At 55.9% G+C, this 14,923-nt stretch carries 13 protein-coding genes and 1 other annotated feature; of the genes, 7 read left to right on the top strand and 6 right to left on the bottom strand.

Annotated elements, in window-relative coordinates; all coding sequences use genetic code 11:
• Positions 1 to 81: 81 nt before the first annotated feature.
• Positions 82 to 609, top strand: coding sequence for an FAD-binding protein (locus QZL71_RS08440; protein ID WP_294648477.1), 528 nt, complete (start codon positions 82 to 84; stop codon positions 607 to 609).
• Positions 610 to 725: 116 nt separating this feature from the next.
• On the opposite strand, the gene QZL71_RS08445 is transcribed toward QZL71_RS08440, so the two are convergent.
• The 6 genes from QZL71_RS08445 to QZL71_RS08470 all read right to left on the bottom strand — a co-directional run bounded on the left by QZL71_RS08445 (position 726) and on the right by QZL71_RS08470 (position 6,926).
• Positions 726 to 1,433, bottom strand: a complete 708-nt coding sequence (locus tag QZL71_RS08445; protein WP_294648478.1) for a FadR/GntR family transcriptional regulator — start codon at positions 1,431 to 1,433, stop codon at positions 726 to 728.
• 111 nt (positions 1,434 to 1,544) lie between these two features.
• Entirely contained in the window at positions 1,545 to 2,555 is a 1,011-nt protein-coding gene (locus tag QZL71_RS08450) for a zinc-dependent alcohol dehydrogenase (protein ID WP_294648479.1), read from the bottom strand.
• On the bottom strand, positions 2,549 to 3,697 hold the full coding sequence (gene dgoD, locus QZL71_RS08455; protein WP_294648480.1) for a galactonate dehydratase: 1,149 nt from the start codon (positions 3,695 to 3,697) through the stop codon (positions 2,549 to 2,551). Before dgoD ends, QZL71_RS08450 begins: the two co-directional genes overlap by 7 nt.
• A gap of 89 nt (positions 3,698 to 3,786) precedes the next feature.
• Entirely contained in the window at positions 3,787 to 5,037 is a 1,251-nt protein-coding gene (locus QZL71_RS08460) for an enolase C-terminal domain-like protein (RefSeq protein WP_097773820.1), read from the bottom strand.
• Between the two features lie 29 nt (positions 5,038 to 5,066).
• Positions 5,067 to 5,834 (bottom strand): SDR family oxidoreductase, encoded by a 768-nt coding sequence (locus tag QZL71_RS08465; protein ID WP_207698472.1) that lies wholly within the window; start codon positions 5,832 to 5,834, stop codon positions 5,067 to 5,069.
• A gap of 54 nt (positions 5,835 to 5,888) precedes the next feature.
• Positions 5,889 to 6,926 carry a zinc-dependent alcohol dehydrogenase gene (locus tag QZL71_RS08470; RefSeq protein WP_118526745.1) on the bottom strand — a complete coding sequence of 346 codons (1,038 nt, stop codon included), beginning with the start codon at positions 6,924 to 6,926 and terminating at the stop codon, positions 5,889 to 5,891.
• An 831-nt stretch (positions 6,927 to 7,757) separates the two neighbouring features.
• On the opposite strand from QZL71_RS08470, the gene QZL71_RS08475 reads away from it, so the two are divergent.
• The 6 genes from QZL71_RS08475 to QZL71_RS08500 all read left to right on the top strand — a co-directional run.
• Positions 7,758 to 8,831, top strand: a complete 1,074-nt coding sequence (locus QZL71_RS08475; protein ID WP_294648481.1) for a TRAP transporter substrate-binding protein — start codon at positions 7,758 to 7,760, stop codon at positions 8,829 to 8,831.
• Positions 8,832 to 8,921: 90 nt separating this feature from the next.
• Entirely contained in the window at positions 8,922 to 9,419 is a 498-nt protein-coding gene (locus QZL71_RS08480) for a TRAP transporter small permease (RefSeq protein WP_179860418.1), read from the top strand.
• Between the two features lies 1 nt (position 9,420).
• Positions 9,421 to 10,701, top strand: coding sequence for a TRAP transporter large permease (locus QZL71_RS08485; RefSeq protein WP_207698469.1), 1,281 nt, complete (start codon positions 9,421 to 9,423; stop codon positions 10,699 to 10,701).
• Positions 10,702 to 10,908: 207 nt separating this feature from the next.
• Positions 10,909 to 11,160: a hypothetical protein gene (locus QZL71_RS08490; RefSeq protein ID WP_294648482.1), complete on the top strand. Its 252-nt coding sequence runs from the start codon at positions 10,909 to 10,911 to the stop codon at positions 11,158 to 11,160.
• Between the two features lie 98 nt (positions 11,161 to 11,258).
• Positions 11,259 to 11,515, top strand: a binding site (T-box leader).
• A gap of 79 nt (positions 11,516 to 11,594) precedes the next feature.
• Positions 11,595 to 12,539, top strand: coding sequence for a bile acid:sodium symporter family protein (locus tag QZL71_RS08495; protein WP_097777253.1), 945 nt, complete (start codon positions 11,595 to 11,597; stop codon positions 12,537 to 12,539).
• A gap of 232 nt (positions 12,540 to 12,771) precedes the next feature.
• The coding region (locus QZL71_RS08500) for an InlB B-repeat-containing protein (RefSeq protein ID WP_294648483.1) at positions 12,772 to 14,923 on the top strand (2,152 nt) is incomplete at its 3' end.

A 14,923-nucleotide genomic window follows, 5' to 3' on the forward strand; every position in this document is an offset into this window, starting at 1 on the left:
ATGTTGCAGCCGTTTCAAGACTGCGGTGCTATTATAAGGGAAATTGCAGGGCGGGTAAAACGTATCTTGGATATGTCGGCAATGTTCGTTTGGTATTTCAAAGAAGAAAATACGTTGCGTTTTTGGCGGCTCTGCGGTAGGATAGAAAAAACACGCCGAAAGGAAACTGCCGTGACCCTTCAACAACTCCGCTATGTCACGGCTGTTGCCGGCGCCGACACCATCGAGCAGCTGGCCGAGTACATCGGTGTGGAGCCTGCAGCCCTTTCCGCTACTGTGGAGCAGTACAATAAGGTTTGCACCGAGGGCTGCGACATCGACTTTGCCAAGGACCCGCACTTCCTGAATGCAGTTGCAAAGGCTCCCTTCTACGCCCATGTCACCACCCCGAGTCTGGGCTTTGCACTGGTGACCACCGGCGGCTTTGTGACCACCAATGACCAGCAGGTGCTGAACGAGGATTATCAGCCCGTCGAGGGCCTGTACGCTTCCGGCAACACCTGCGGTATGCGCTTCGGTCCCGAGTATATCACCCCGATCCCCGGTGTGAGCATTGGTATGTGCCTGACGCTGGGCCGCGAACTGGGCAAATACCTGGCTGCAAAGTAAGCAGCTGCCTTCGTCAAGGCCTGATCGGCTGCAGTAAAGCCCCATAAGCAATAAAAGATCCCGTCCACTTCTGGGTGAACGGGATCTTTTTTGCGTATCAGACAGGAAAAAGCGGCTCAGAGGTCGTTCTGCTCCTGCCCCAGATTATCGGATTCCAGATCGTACAGGCCGTGCTGCAGATGCTCTTCCATCATGACCCGGGCACGCTTGGCGTCATGCTTGCGGAAAGCGTCCAACAGAATGCCGTGGTAGTAGATGCCGCCGTAGTAACCGTTGGAAAGAATGAGCATCTTACCCAGACTAGCACGGCGCTGGAAGGTCTCGTTCATAATGGCAATGGTGTAATCGTTGCCGCAGGCGTTGATGATCTCCATATGGAACGCCACGTCCGCGTTGATGAACTCTTCGCACTTGCCCACAGAGGCCTTCATGGCCTTGAGGTGGCCCTCCAGTTTGGCAATCAGCTCCGGCGAGGCGGTCTGGGCCACCTGTGCGCAGACTGCCGGTTCCACGATGCTGCGGAACTCCAAGATCTGCTTCATGGTCTCGGTAGCATCGATGGTGGGAGCCGGTTCCTCCACATTGGAATAGAAGGCCGAAAGATCGTCCGAGATCAGGAAGGTGCCCTTGCCGTGCACGCTTTCCAGAATGCCCAGCGCAATGAACTGCTGCAGGGCGCTGCGCACGGACACACGGCTGACCCCCAGCTCTTCGCACAGCTGGTTTTCACTGGGAATCTTCTCGCCCACGGTCCAGTTGCCGTTGCGGATATTTTTGCGGATATAGTGGGCAATCTTTCCGGTGACGCTGCCCTTATCGGCCATAGTGGAACACCTCTTTGTATTACAACTTTTTCTAACTATATCATAGGATGTTGCAAAAGTAAATCAAAATCAGCGAAAACTGGCAGAAAAAACTTGTATGCAGACAACTGCTCACGGGATCAGGACGGCTTTGGTCAGGCTTTCGTCCCGGTGCACAAGGCGGTCGAACACCTGCGCACCCTCGGCCAGCGGAAAGCTCTGCCACAGGCCGGTCAGGCCGGCGCGGCCCTCGGCAATGGCCTGCAGGCAGACCGGGTACTCCCCGGCGGAGGAATAGCTGAACTGCACATCGATCTGCTCGGTGATGCAGCGCTGCAGCGGGAAGTCGATGGTCCGGGCGTGGTTGCCAATGACCATGATGCGTCCGCCCTTGCGCACCAGCTCCATGGCCTGTGTAAAGGAGCTTTGGGAACCGACGGCATCGTACACCACATCGGCACCGCGCTCTGCGGTGAGCTGCGGCAGCTGAGCGCAGTCCAGTGCACCCAGCTGTGCGGCCAGCTGCATGGGCCGGGCGTGGTGGCCGCTTATGCAGACCTGTGCGCCCTGACTTTTTGCGGCAATCAGGGTCATCAGGCCAATGGTGCCGTCACCGATCACGGCAGCGGTCTGCCCGGCGGCAAGGCCGCTGCGCAGCACGGCGTGCATTCCCACGGCAAACGGTTCCACAAGGCAGCCCTGTTCAAAGCTGACGGTGGGCGGCAGGGCATACAAAGTGCGGGCCTTTACGGCGATGTACTGGGCCATGGCACCATTTTTGCGGTACTCGGTGCAGGCAACGCCTACGATGCGGCGCTGTGCGCAGAGGTTGTGCATCCCGTGGGTGCAGAACCAGCAGCAGCCGCAGTATTCGGTGGAATCAAAGGTGACGCGGTCGCCCACGGCCCAGCTCTGCACGGCTTCGCCCAGCTGCGCAATGGTGCCGCTGGCTTCGTGGCCCATGACCAGCGGCGGGATGCGCCGCCCGTTCTCACCGCTGCTGCCGTGCACATCGCTGCCACAGATGGCGCAGGCCTTTACCTCCACCAGCACCTCGTCCGGTGCCGGTTCAGGGCGGGGAACATCCCGGTATTCAAAGGTATGCGGTGCGGTGAACACCAGTGCTTTCATCATGTTTACCATTCTGCCACGCTCCCGTCCTCATGCCTCCAAACCGGGTTCTTCCAGCTATGCGGGGTTTGGCCCTCTTCCTCCACCAGAGCCTTGTTCACCTCTACGCCAAGGCCAGGCTTCTGGGGCAGGCTGACAAAGCCGTTCACGAACTTGAAATCCTCGGGGTTCAGCGCATAGTCCAGCACGCTGCGGCCCTCGTTGTAGTGGATGCCGATGCTTTGCTCCTGAATGGCCGCGTTGTAGCAGGTGGCATCCAGATTCAGGCAGCTGGCAAGGGCCACCGGGCCAAGCGGGCAGTGGGGAGCAAGGGCCACATCGTGGGCTTCGGCCATGGCGGCGATCTTCTTGCACTCGGTCAGGCCACCGGCATGGGAAAGGTCCGGCTGCACGATGTCCACGCCGCCAATGGCCAGCAGATGCTTGAAATCGTACTTGGTGAACAGGCGTTCACCGGTAGCAATGGGGATGTTGCAGGCCGCCGCAATCTCGGGGAAATACTCCATGTTATCGCAGAGAACGGGTTCCTCAATGAACATGGGGTCGAACTCTTCCAGCTTTTTGGCCACGATCTTTGCCATGGGCTTGTGCACCCGGCCGTGAAAATCAATGGCAATGCCAAAATCCTTGCCGCAGCTCTCGCGCACGCTGGCTATGCGCTCCAGCAGGGCATCGATCTTGGCGTAGCTGTCCAGAAACTGCAGCTCGTCGGTGCCGTTCATTTTGATGGCGGTAAAGCCCTGCTGCTTCTTTTCCAGCGCAGCGCGGCCCACATCGGCGGGGCGGTCGCCGCCCACCCAGCTGTACACCCGCATCTTATCGCGGCAGCTGCCGCCCATCAGCTGCCAGACCGGCACATTGAAGTATTTGCCCTTGATATCCCACAGGGCCTGATCGATGCCGGAGATGGCGCTCATCAGGATGCCGCCGCCGCGGTAGAAGCCGCCGCGGAACAGCACAGTCCACAGGTCTTCGATCTTCATGGGGTCGGCACCAATGAGGTACGGCTCCATCTCATGGATGCACTCGCATACGGTGGCGGCGCGGCCTTCCAGCACCGGCTCGCCCCAGCCGGAAATGCCTGCATCGGTGCTGATCTCAATAAAAGCCCAGCGGGGACGCACCAGCCATGTCTGAAGTTTTGTGATCTTCATAGCAATGCTCCTTTGAGAACAAAAAACACTGTACGATTCCAGCCGTTTTTCTCCGTCAGGGATCGTACAGTGTCAAAGATTATTGCAAATTACGGAGTCTGCAGGCTGCCGTCGCGGTTGCGGGTCTGGGTCCAGGTGGTCACAGTATTCTCACAGGGATACTTTGCGGCCTCCTTCTCATTCAGGTCTACGCCGAGACCGGGCTTGTCGTTGGCGTAAACAAAGCCGTCGTTGCCGTACTCGGGCATACCGGGGAACACTTCCAGCAGAGCGCCGTGGTTATCCTTCAGCTTCTGGATGACGAAGTTGGGCGGTTCGATGCCGCTCCACTCTTGCAGGCCCAGATTCTGAGCGGCCAGATCGATGTGGATGTTGGCTGCATGGGCCAGCGGGCTCATGTCGCCGGGGCCGTGCCAGCAGATGCGCACACCATACTGCTCGCAGAACATCTGCAGCTTGCGGGCCGGGGTAATGCCGCCCACCTGGCTCAGATGCACGCGCATGTAGTCGATGCTGCGGTTCTGCACCAGCTTCTTGTACTCGGCAGGGTTGTTGAACAGCTCGCCCTGGCTCAGCGGGGTCACGCTGGTCTGCTTGATCTTATCCAGCCATTCCACCTGCTCCAGAGGCACAACGTCCTCCATAAAGAACAGCTTGTAAGGCTCCATCTCCTTGACAAAGGTGACAGCCTCGGTGGGGTGGATGCGCTCGTGCACATCGTGCACCAGATCAATGTCGAAGCCTTCCTTGGCACGGATGCCGTCGAACAGCTTCAGGGTGTCGCGCATATACTTCTTGCTGTCCAGATACACGCCCGGCTCTGCGCCCTTGGCTGCCCACTCCGGAGCAGGGCCAAAGCCGCCGCCGCCGTAGCCGCCGCACTGGCAGCGGATGTGCTTGACACCGATGGAACGATACTTCTCGATGTTCTCGCAGATCTCGTCCACATTGGCACCGTCCACATGGCGGTACACCGGCACACCGGCGCGCATTTTGCCGCCGAACAGGTCGTACACAGGCATGTTGGCCATTTTGCCCTTGATGTCCCACAGGGCCATATCCACACCGGAGATGGCATTGTTGACGATGGGGCCGCAGCGCCAGTAGGCGTTCTGGTGCATCAGCTGCCACAGGTCGGAGATGTTGCGCACATCCTTGCCGATCAGCAGCGGACGCAGATAGGTCTCAATGAGATGCTGCACGGTCAGGTGGCGGTAAGCGAAGGTGGCGCAGCCCAGACCGTACAGGCCCGGCTCGCTGGTCTCCACCTTCACCACCACCAGATTGATGCCCTCGGGGGCGGTGCAGATCACTTTAATATCGCGTATGGTAGGGGCCATGACAGGGTTCCTCCCTTTTTATGTGTTGATTACTTGACCAGATAGCCGCCGTCAACGGGGATCAGGGCACCGTTCAGGTAGTCGGATGCAGCGGAAGCCAGGAAGACGACGGGACCCTTCATATCCTCGGGCAGGCCCCAGCGGCCAGCGGGGATGCGCTTGGTGCACTCGTCCTTGCGCTCCTGCGTCATGTTGGCGCACATCTCGGTGTCCATGTAGCCCGGGCAGATGCAGTTGATGTTGATGCCGCGGCCGGCGCAGTCAACAGCAACGCTCTTGGTCAGCTGAGCAACAGCGCCCTTGGTTGCGGTGTAGGCAGGCACAGTGGTGCAGCCGAAGTAGGAAGCCATGGAGCCGATGGTGATGATCTTGCCGCCAGTGGGCTGCTTGAGCATGACCTGCAGAGAACGCTGGATCATGAACCAGACGTGGTCCAGATTGATCTTCATGACCAGATCCCACTGCTCTGCGGGGAACTCCTCGGGCAGATAGCGGCGCTGGATGCCTGCAGCGGGGACCAGAACGTCCAGACGACCGTCCAAAATCTGCAGTGCTTCGTCGAAGGCGCGGTTCAGGTCCTCGCGGTCAGCCAGATTGCCGATGACAGAGTAGGCTTCCAGACCCTTGGCGCGGTACTCCTCGCACACCTTCTCGACCTTTTCCTTCTGCACGTCGATGATGACGACCTTGCAGCCTGCCTCCAGCAGACCTTCGGCCATGCCGCGGGACAGACCCTGTGCGCCGCCGGTAACGATCGCATGCTTGCCGGCAATATCAAACTTAGTAAGAGCAGCCATAATAATGATCTCCTTCTATTTTATAATGTACGTGTTTATATCAGGGCCAGAGGGTCAGTCCTCTGCGCCGTCGAACAGGATAACGGTCTTCTTGACAGCCGGATCGGGATGAACGATGTTGTCGAAGACCTTTTCGATCTCGCTGAACTTGACGAAGGTGGTTGCAAGACCTTCCATGTGGTACTTGCCCTCGGCCATCTTCTGTGCAGTGGGGACCCACTGGTTCAGGCTCATGCGGGTGCCGCAGATGGTCAGCTCGCGGCCATTGATCATCTGCTGGGTGATCTTTTCGGGCACGGTGCAGAAGCCCATGGGGACCACGCGGCCTGCATTGCACACGATGCCGGGCTGCATGATCATGGTCAGGCTGCCGGGGAAGCAGGCGGAGTCGAATGCGACGGTGCAGCCGTGGCCGTTGGTGATCTTCTGCACTTCGGCAACGATGTCCTGCGTTTTGCTGTTCACGGTGTAATCGGCACCGAACTGCTTGCTGCGCTCCAGACTGCTGTCGCTGATGTCGCAGCAGATGACAGTTTTAGCGCCCTTGAGCTTGCAGGCCTGTGCAATGATGGTGCCGATGGTGCCGGTGCCCAGAATGAACACCACATCGTCCTCGCACACGCCTGCACGGCTGGTGCTGTGCTCGCCGATGGTCAGCGGCTCGATCAGAGCGGCATCCTTCCAGGGGATGCTGTCGTCGATCTTGTAGACGTAAGGCTCTTCGACGCACCAGTATTCACGCCAGCCGCCGTTGGTGCCGCTGCCGCGCACCAGAACGTGCTCGCAGACATTGCCGCGGCCATGCTTGCACTGGTAGCACTCGCCGCAGCGGATCACGTAGTCAATCACGACGTGGTCGCCCACCTTGATGTTTTTGCAGTCTGCGCCAACCTTGGTGACCAGACCAACATTCTCGTGGCCGGGGATCAGCGGGTAGCGGGAGTTGGGGTTCTCGCCCTTATAAATATGGATGTCGCTGCCGCAGACACCAGCAGCCATCATCTTGATCTGGACTTCGTTGTCCTTCGGTTCAGGGATCTCAGTCTCGCGCATCTCAAAGTGGAGCGGCTCGGTGACCCAACACTCTTTCATAACAGTAGACCTCCTTGTTGGTGATCAGTGATCTTCTTGTAAATGTTCCGTCGTCGTATCTTGTTGTAATACAAGATTCATTGGCTTTAGTATACACGACAATACAAGAAAAGCAAGAGGAAATTTGAAAAAATAGGGTTTTAAGGATGATTTTCGACTAACTGCACAATTCTGAGCATGCCGTTTTGTGATACAAGACGGAAACCAATGTCAAGACAAGTGCCCGGCAGAGCATAAGAGCGGAATAGAAGGAGCATTAAAAATAAAGATACGGCAAAGAATAGCAGCTGCGGGCAGAAATTCTGACGAAACTGGACATGTATCACAGAAAAAACGGAAGGACGGATCGTTTTATGGATATTTCCTATTATAAATGCCTCTTGCGGAAGATGAACTTGTTTCGGCCAAAAAACAAGTTGGGGTGTGCCAGCGGTGCCGGATCGGGTCGGAAGAGGGGAGAAAGAGGCGGTGGACGGTGGAAGCCGGCAGAAAAAAATGAAGCCAAAAAGTGAAAAACGTCAACTTGAACGGACAAAAAGCACAGGAATATGAAGAGATGTGACAACGATAAAACGTCAAAAAAGTCAAAAGTGTAACAAAAGTGGCTAAAAATCTTGAGTTTTACCTTTGAATTGTACAGATTTGCATTTTGAAACAAGTGCACTCTGCACAAAAAACATGTAACTTGTAAAAAGAATGTTGACAAGGCTTGTATTACATGCTATTATGTTGGCAACAGAAAGTCCCACGCAGGTGGGCGCCAGAAAAGTACGTGCAGACCGGCTGACACAAGCCCGGTCATGATGTTTAAGAAAATTGGAGGACAACAAGATGAAACAGTACATCAACCGCCGTGATTTCCTGAAGGCTGCTGGCGTGACCGCAGCTGCCGCTGCTCTGGCTGGCTGCGGTGTCACTTCCGGCTCCACCGCCACTGCATCCAGCACGGCTGCATCCAGCACCGCCGCTGCCGGCAAGTACGATGATGTCAAGGCCGATGTCACCCTGACCATGAGCCATCAGATGGCTGCAAGCCACTCCATCAACAAGACTGCTGAGGAGTTCGCTCGTCTGGTCGCTGAGAAGTCCGAGGGCAAGATGAAGGTGGACGTTTACTCCGCTGCAACTCTGGGCACCGAGACCGAGAACCTGCAGGCCCTGACTAACGGCACTCTGGATCTGGCCGTGATCGCTGCCGAGTTCTATGCAAACTACGTGGACGAGGCCGGCTGCCTGTGCCTGCCCTTCGTATACAGCAGCTACGACGACTGCGCTGAGAAGCTGGCCGGTGAGGCTGGCACCACCGTTGCACAGATGATCCTGGACAAGACCAATGTCCGCATTCTGGACTACTACGTGCTGGCATTCCGTCAGATCTTTACCACCGATAAGCCTCTGAACACCGTGGACGATATGTCCGGCCTGATCATCCGCATCCCGGACTCCTCTACTTATAAAGAGACCTTCACCCAGCTGGGCGCTGCTCCCACTCCTGTGGCATGGGGCGAGACCTACACCGCACTGGATACCGGTCTGGTGTCCGCTGTGGAGAACATCCCCGAGTCCATCATGTCCGCCTCCATGCAGGAAGTGTGCAAGTACGTCAACGTTTCCAACCACATCATTGGACCCACCACCATCTCCGTTTCCGAGCAGGTGTTCCAGAAGCTGACCGAAGAGCAGCAGAACATCCTGACCGAGGCCGCTAAGGAAGCCTGCGAGTTTGGCCTGAATGCTACCAAGGACGGCAGCGATGCAAACTTCGACGCTCTGGAAGGTGCCGGTCTGGAAGTGGTGGACACCGATGTTGACAGCCTGAAGGCAAAGATCAACTACAACGCATATGCTTGTGCAAAGACCGATGTCGGCAAGCAGATCCTGACTTCCATGGGTGTTGCTCTCTGATAGACCGTCCGTCTTTCCCTGAAAAAATGTGCGGGCAGGCCGCAAAGGGCTTGCCCGCACTTAATTGAAGAAAAGGAGATGAGCCCCCGCATGAAAAATGTGCGTAAAACGGTGGATAAGATCCTGAATGTGTGCATTCTGGTTCTCTTCATCGCAATGTTCGGTGTTACCACCCTGAACGTTATCATGCGTTATATCTTTAACTCGCCGCTGAGCTTTGCAGTCGAGTTTGGCCGCTACACCTTTGCAGGCATGGTCTATCTCGGCTCCATCTACGTCATGCGCGACGACGGCCACATCGGTCTGGACATCGTGGTGGATGCTCTTCCGGAGCCGCTGCACACCATCGTGAAAAAGTTCTCCCGCGTGCTGGTTCTTGCCTATCTGGCCATATTCTTCTGCATGAGCACCCGCATGGTTATTGAGAACTGGACCAACCGTTCCAGCACCATGCATCTGCCCATGTCTGTTGTGTATCTGGCCATGGTCATTGGCAGTGCCGGTATGTTCATTGAAGAGCTGCTTCTCCTGCTGGGCAAGGGCGGCAGCGAAAAATTAGATGCAGGCGACATGGGAGGTGGCATGTAATATGTGGATGATCATTGGTATCTTCTTTCTGATGCTGCTCATCGGCGTGCCTGTTGCGTTCGGTGTTGGCATCTCCTCCATGCTGTATCTGGCCCTGAATGGTAAGGATCTCGTCATCCTCACCCAGCGCATCTTCGCTGGCGGTGACTCCTTCACCCTGATGGCAATTCCGCTGTTCATCTTTGCAGGCGAGATCATGAATGCCTGCGGCGTTACCAAGCGCATCGTCGGCTTTGCAAACGAGCTGGTCGGCTTTATCCCCGGCGGTCTGGCACACGTCAACATTCTGGCATCCATGCTGTTTGCAGGCGTTTCCGGTTCCACCTCTGCCGACGTTGCTTCCATCGGCGGCATGCTGATCGGCTCCATGGACGAAGCCGGTTTCGACCGCGACTACGCCACCGCTGTCACCGCTGCATCCGCAACCATCGGTTCCATCATTCCGCCATCTATCCTGATGGTGCTGTACAGCTCCATCACCGGTATCTCCGTTGGTAAGCTGTTCATGGCAGGCGTGATCCCCGGCATTCTGGTGGGTGTCAGTCAGATGATCTACGCTTTCATCAAGGCAAAGAAGAACCCTGCCAAGTACGACGGCGATGTGAAGGTCAAGTTCGACTTCAAGCGCATGGTCAAGTCCTTCATCAATGCTCTGCCTGCGCTGGTCATGCCTCTGATCATCATTGGCGGCATCCTGTCCGGTGTGTTCACTGCAACCGAGGCCGGTGCAATCGCCGGTGCTTACGGTCTGATCATCGGCATCTTCGTCTACAAGGAGTTCACCTTTGAGGGTGCCATCAAGACGGTCCTCAGCGCAGCCCGCACCTCCGGCATGACCATGCTCATCGTGGCAAGCACTACCGCATTTGGTTACTGCCTGGCCATCGAGAAGTTCCCCGAGCAGGTGTCCGCTCTGCTGACCGGCATCTCCACCAACCCCAACGTCCTGATGCTCCTGATGATCATTGCCATGTGCATCATCGGCATGTTCATGGATACCACCTCTGCCGCCATCATCATGGTGCCCATCTTCTACCCCATCGCCGCAGCTGCCGGCATCGACGGCATCCACTTCGGCATGGTCATGGTGCTCACCTTCATTCTGGGCGGCATCACTCCTCCCGTTGGCGTTACCCTGTACATCGCAACCGCTGTTGCAAAGATCAAGTTCACCAATCTGCTCAAGGAAATGTGGCCGTTCATCCTTCTGTTCATCGCGGTCATGTTCGCAGTTGCTTACTGCCCGGCTATCTGCCTGACCATCCCCAACATGCTGGCCTGATCTGCAGCCGGACAGCAGATGCTCATGAAAAGCTTTTTCTAAATTTTCTCCTAAATCTCCTATCCCTTGCTTTGCATTCTCCATTACTTCCCAACGATTTCCCAAAACAGAAACCATTCGTGCAGAGGTCAGGCTGCTTTCATCCCTCCCGGGTGGAAGCGGCCTGATTCTCTTTTTTTGCCAAAGACCCGGAAAGGAGCATTGTTTATGGCACAACTTGTTACCCTTGGCGAGACCATAGCCGCCTTTGCGCCAGACCGCATGGGCCCGCTGCGCTATGTTTCCAACTACGGCATCCGCATTGCGGGGGCCGAGAGCAACACTGCCATTGGCGGCGTAACGCCGGAGAACATCCCGGAGTTCCGCAAGGCGGGCTGCCTTGGCGTGGGCCTTGCCAGCAGCCTGATGCCGAAGGGCAAGGCCGTCTGCCCGTTGTGGGTGGGCGGCTTTGCTGCGTGAACCACTTTCACTCCTGAAATGAACTGCATGAAAAATCAGAAGGCCTCATTCTATTGACTTTGCCTTTGCAGGGGAGTATACTCCATGTCACCAAGAATATTACGGCTATGACGAGAAAAAGTACCCGGAAGGAATGCTGCAGAGAGCTGCCGGTTGGTGCAAGGCAGTGCAGGGCATCCGTGGGAAGATCCTCTCCGAGCTTTTCGGCTGAATGGGCGGTGTGCGCCCCAGTAAGCAGGAACGGCAGGCCTCCGTTATCACGGGCCGCGCGTTGTTGGACGTGCACTGAGTGGTCAGCGTTGTGCTGGCAATAAGAGTGGTACCGCAGAGGATTTTACACGCCTTTGTCTCTTACAGACCGTAGGGGACAAGGGCGTTTTGTTTTGCGGATGCTTTTGTCCCAAAGCATGTCAGAAGGAAAAGGAGAAGCAATTATGAAAACACTGGAAAAAGTAAGCGACTTTGTGGGCAAGTACATGGCCGCCATTGTTATTGTGGTGGCCGCGGGTGCCCTGTTCTTCCCCGGCCCGTTCAGCGTGGTAAAGACGGCGTGGGTCAATAACCTGCTGGGCATCGTGATGTTCGGCATGGGCCTTACCCTGAAGCCGGAGGACTTCAAGGTGGTGTTCAGCCGCCCGAAGGATGTGATTGTGGGCTGCGTTGCACAGTTTACCCTCATGCCGTTTCTGGCATGGGCGCTCACGCAGGTGTTCCACCTGCCCACCGAGCTGGCCATTGGCGTGATCCTGGTTGGCACCTGCCCCGGCGGCACCTCTTCCAACGTGATGACCTACCTTTCCAAGGGCGACGTTGCACTGTCCGTTGGCATGACCGCTGTTTCCACCGTGCTGGCTCCTCTCCTCACTCCGCTGCTCACCCTGCTGTACGCTGGCCAGCGTGTTGACGTGAACCCCATGAGCATGTTCATGTCCATCGTCAAGGTGGTGCTGGTGCCCATCGCACTGGGCTTTGTGGTCAATCACTTCTTCCATAAGTTCACCGAGGAAGCCGTCCGCGTGCTGCCTCTGGTCTCCACTACCGCCATCGTGCTGATCATCTGCGCCGTGGTCTCCGCCAACAGCGCCAAGATCATGACCAGCGGTCTGCTGATCCTTGTGGTGGTCATCCTGCACAATGTGCTGGGCTACCTCACCGGCTTTGGCGTGGGCAAGCTGCTCAAGCTGGACTCCACCAAGTGCCGCGCGATCTCCATCGAGGTGGGTATGCAGAACTCCGGCCTTGCAACCAGTCTGGCCGCCGCACACTTTGCACAGTATCCGCTGGCTACCATTCCCGGCGCTGTGTTCTCCGTGTGGCATAACATTTCCGGTGCGATCCTCGCCAACTTCTTTGCCCGCACAGCAGAGAAGAAGGATTGATCTTTCATAACACAACAAAGCCCCCCGGCAGACGAAGACCTGCCGGGGGGCTTTGCTGTGCCTGCGGGCCGGGCAAGTGCAACAAAACCGGCACAAATCATGCTTTTCACGCTGCTTTTAGGGCGATTCACGCAGGTTTGCTTCCAAAATGCGGTAAAGTGTGGGATAATCAAGATACTGTAATATATACCCCCCCCCCGTAAAAATGCGAGGGGAAAAAGGAGGTTGTACCATGAAACAAGGCAAACTTATCCGGCGTGCAGTATCGGCGGCGCTGGCCGGATGCATGATGTTCACCTTTTCCGCTCCGGCGCTGGCCGAAAGCACCGATGCGCTGATGCAGTTGAGCATGACTCGCCGCAGCGCCGTGAGCGTGCTGGACGCGGAAAATGGTGACACAGCTAACTATGGCTTTACTATCGATCTTAACGGAACAACAAAAACGGTTAATGAATCAAACTGCAAGGATATTTTCGAAGATGAAAAACTCAGCTATGATCCTACTACAAACAAGCTGACGAACAAGGGCACCATAAGCGGAGAATTGACCATTGACGCGCCAAATGTGGATGTAGAACTGACAGGAAATAGCTTTGTTATTTACGGCTCAAATCCAAACCTGAACATCAAAAACGCGCGGAATGTAACGCTCTCTACAAATAGCTTCTCTGTCGTGGGCGGTTTGTACAGCGGCAATGCTGAAATCAATTGCTCAGGCAAACTGACGATCAAGAACTCTGACTTTACATGGTCGGCGATCCAAGACAATCTGACCGTGCATAATGCATCGGAGATATTGGTCGAGGGTCGGTTCAGTACAGTGGTCGGTGGCGATGTGAAAATTGAATGCGCCTGCCCGGCGACCTTTAAAAATAACCAAAACGGCGGAATTGCAAAGAGCATTACCTACGCTGGTGATGATGTTTACTACACCAGTGATGCAGCAGATACTGCAATTGACCCGAATGTTATGCCCATCCCAGTAGAAACGGCAAAGTATGTGCGCATTGCGCCGAAAATGCGCTACAACATCTATACTGCAGAAGATGCAGCCATCAAGCTGCAGGGGCAGAATACAGAACTGAAGACTGCCTTTGCGGGCGAAAAGGTCACCGTGACCGCAGCAGGCAAAGAAAACGCTGAGTTTACCGGCTGGACTGACCTGGACAGTGTGCTGACGTCTGACCAGCTGAAAGCAAAAGAAGTCACCTTTACCATGCCGGACAAGAGCGTGACTCTGATCCCGAATTACAATGTTGTACAGGATTATGGCCTTGAGGTGGGCAGCGAGAACACTACACCAACCCGCGTTACCAGCAAAAACTGTAAAGACATTTTAGGAAATGGTATGCTGAGTTACGACCCGACCACCCAAACGTTGAAGTCGAATAGCCCAATAAAGCGCTCGTCTCTGAAAATCAATGCACCTCAAAAAGACATAAATCTGGATGGTAAAGATCAGATTGCTGTGGCTGCAAAGTTGATTGTGGAGAATGCACATAATGTGAAGGTCAGCAGTGATAAGTATGCTGCGATTTTCGCCAGAGATGATACCAGCACGATCGACTGCACCGGCGAGGTGGATATCAGCGGCGGATTCATGGCCGTGAACGGAAGCCTGAATATTATAAATTCCAGCAAAGTAAACATTTATACAAACTGTGCAGCTGCGGTGAATTACGATGCGACTATCACCAGCAAGGGTGACGTGACCATTGAGAGTACCGATGGTAGAGCGGCGAAAAACCTGACGATCGACAAGGCTGATAATGTTACTGTTATAATCAAGGACACACAAGCGATTTCCGAAAACACCAAGATCACGGCTTCCGGCACTGTGATCCTGAAGAATACCGCAGAGGGTGGCCCTGTGGGCACTGTTGACTTTACACAGGCAGGCGACAAGGACTACGTCTACTATACCAGCGATGAGCCGGATGCAAAGCTGATCGACCCGCGCATTCATCCGCTTGCAGAAGCGGCAGGAAGCAGCTACCTGCGCATTGAGCCGAGGGAGACTTACTACAGCATTACCGTTGCGAACGGCACCGCGCAGGTGGGCGACGACACCACCGGCCGGATTACTACCGCCTTTGAGGGCGAAACGGTCACCGTCAAGGCCAACGCACCCACCGATGAGGATGCCGCCAAGGGCGTGAAGTTCCACCACTGGAAGGTGGAAGAGGGAAGCGCCAGCTTTGCCCCGACTGCGGGCAGTCTGGGTTCTGCGACTGAAGCAGGCACCGCAGAGATCAGCTTTGATATGCCCAAAGGCAATGTGAAGCTGACCGCCGTTTACAGCGTTCCCGCTTCCGTGCTGAGGAGTACCGTTACTGTTGAGGGCGGCACGGCAAAGTCCACTCTGGGCGAGGGCAGCGATATCC

The sequence above is a fragment of the uncultured Faecalibacterium sp. genome (assembly GCF_900066275.1).
Classification (GTDB): Bacteria; Bacillota; Clostridia; order Oscillospirales; family Ruminococcaceae; genus Faecalibacterium; species Faecalibacterium taiwanense.

Coding starts and splice junctions, on each gene's coding strand:
- QZL71_RS08440 (WP_294648477.1), top strand. CDS start 82: ATGTTCGTTTGGTATTTCAAAGAAGAAAATACGTTGCGTTTTTGGCGG.
- QZL71_RS08445 (WP_294648478.1), bottom strand. CDS start 1,433: ATGGCCGATAAGGGCAGCGTCACCGGAAAGATTGCCCACTATATCCGC.
- QZL71_RS08450 (WP_294648479.1), bottom strand. CDS start 2,555: ATGGTAAACATGATGAAAGCACTGGTGTTCACCGCACCGCATACCTTT.
- dgoD (WP_294648480.1), bottom strand. CDS start 3,697: ATGAAGATCACAAAACTTCAGACATGGCTGGTGCGTCCCCGCTGGGCT.
- QZL71_RS08460 (WP_097773820.1), bottom strand. CDS start 5,037: ATGGCCCCTACCATACGCGATATTAAAGTGATCTGCACCGCCCCCGAG.
- QZL71_RS08465 (WP_207698472.1), bottom strand. CDS start 5,834: ATGGCTGCTCTTACTAAGTTTGATATTGCCGGCAAGCATGCGATCGTT.
- QZL71_RS08470 (WP_118526745.1), bottom strand. CDS start 6,926: ATGAAAGAGTGTTGGGTCACCGAGCCGCTCCACTTTGAGATGCGCGAG.
- QZL71_RS08475 (WP_294648481.1), top strand. CDS start 7,758: ATGAAACAGTACATCAACCGCCGTGATTTCCTGAAGGCTGCTGGCGTG.
- QZL71_RS08480 (WP_179860418.1), top strand. CDS start 8,922: ATGAAAAATGTGCGTAAAACGGTGGATAAGATCCTGAATGTGTGCATT.
- QZL71_RS08485 (WP_207698469.1), top strand. CDS start 9,421: ATGTGGATGATCATTGGTATCTTCTTTCTGATGCTGCTCATCGGCGTG.
- QZL71_RS08490 (WP_294648482.1), top strand. CDS start 10,909: ATGGCACAACTTGTTACCCTTGGCGAGACCATAGCCGCCTTTGCGCCA.
- QZL71_RS08495 (WP_097777253.1), top strand. CDS start 11,595: ATGAAAACACTGGAAAAAGTAAGCGACTTTGTGGGCAAGTACATGGCC.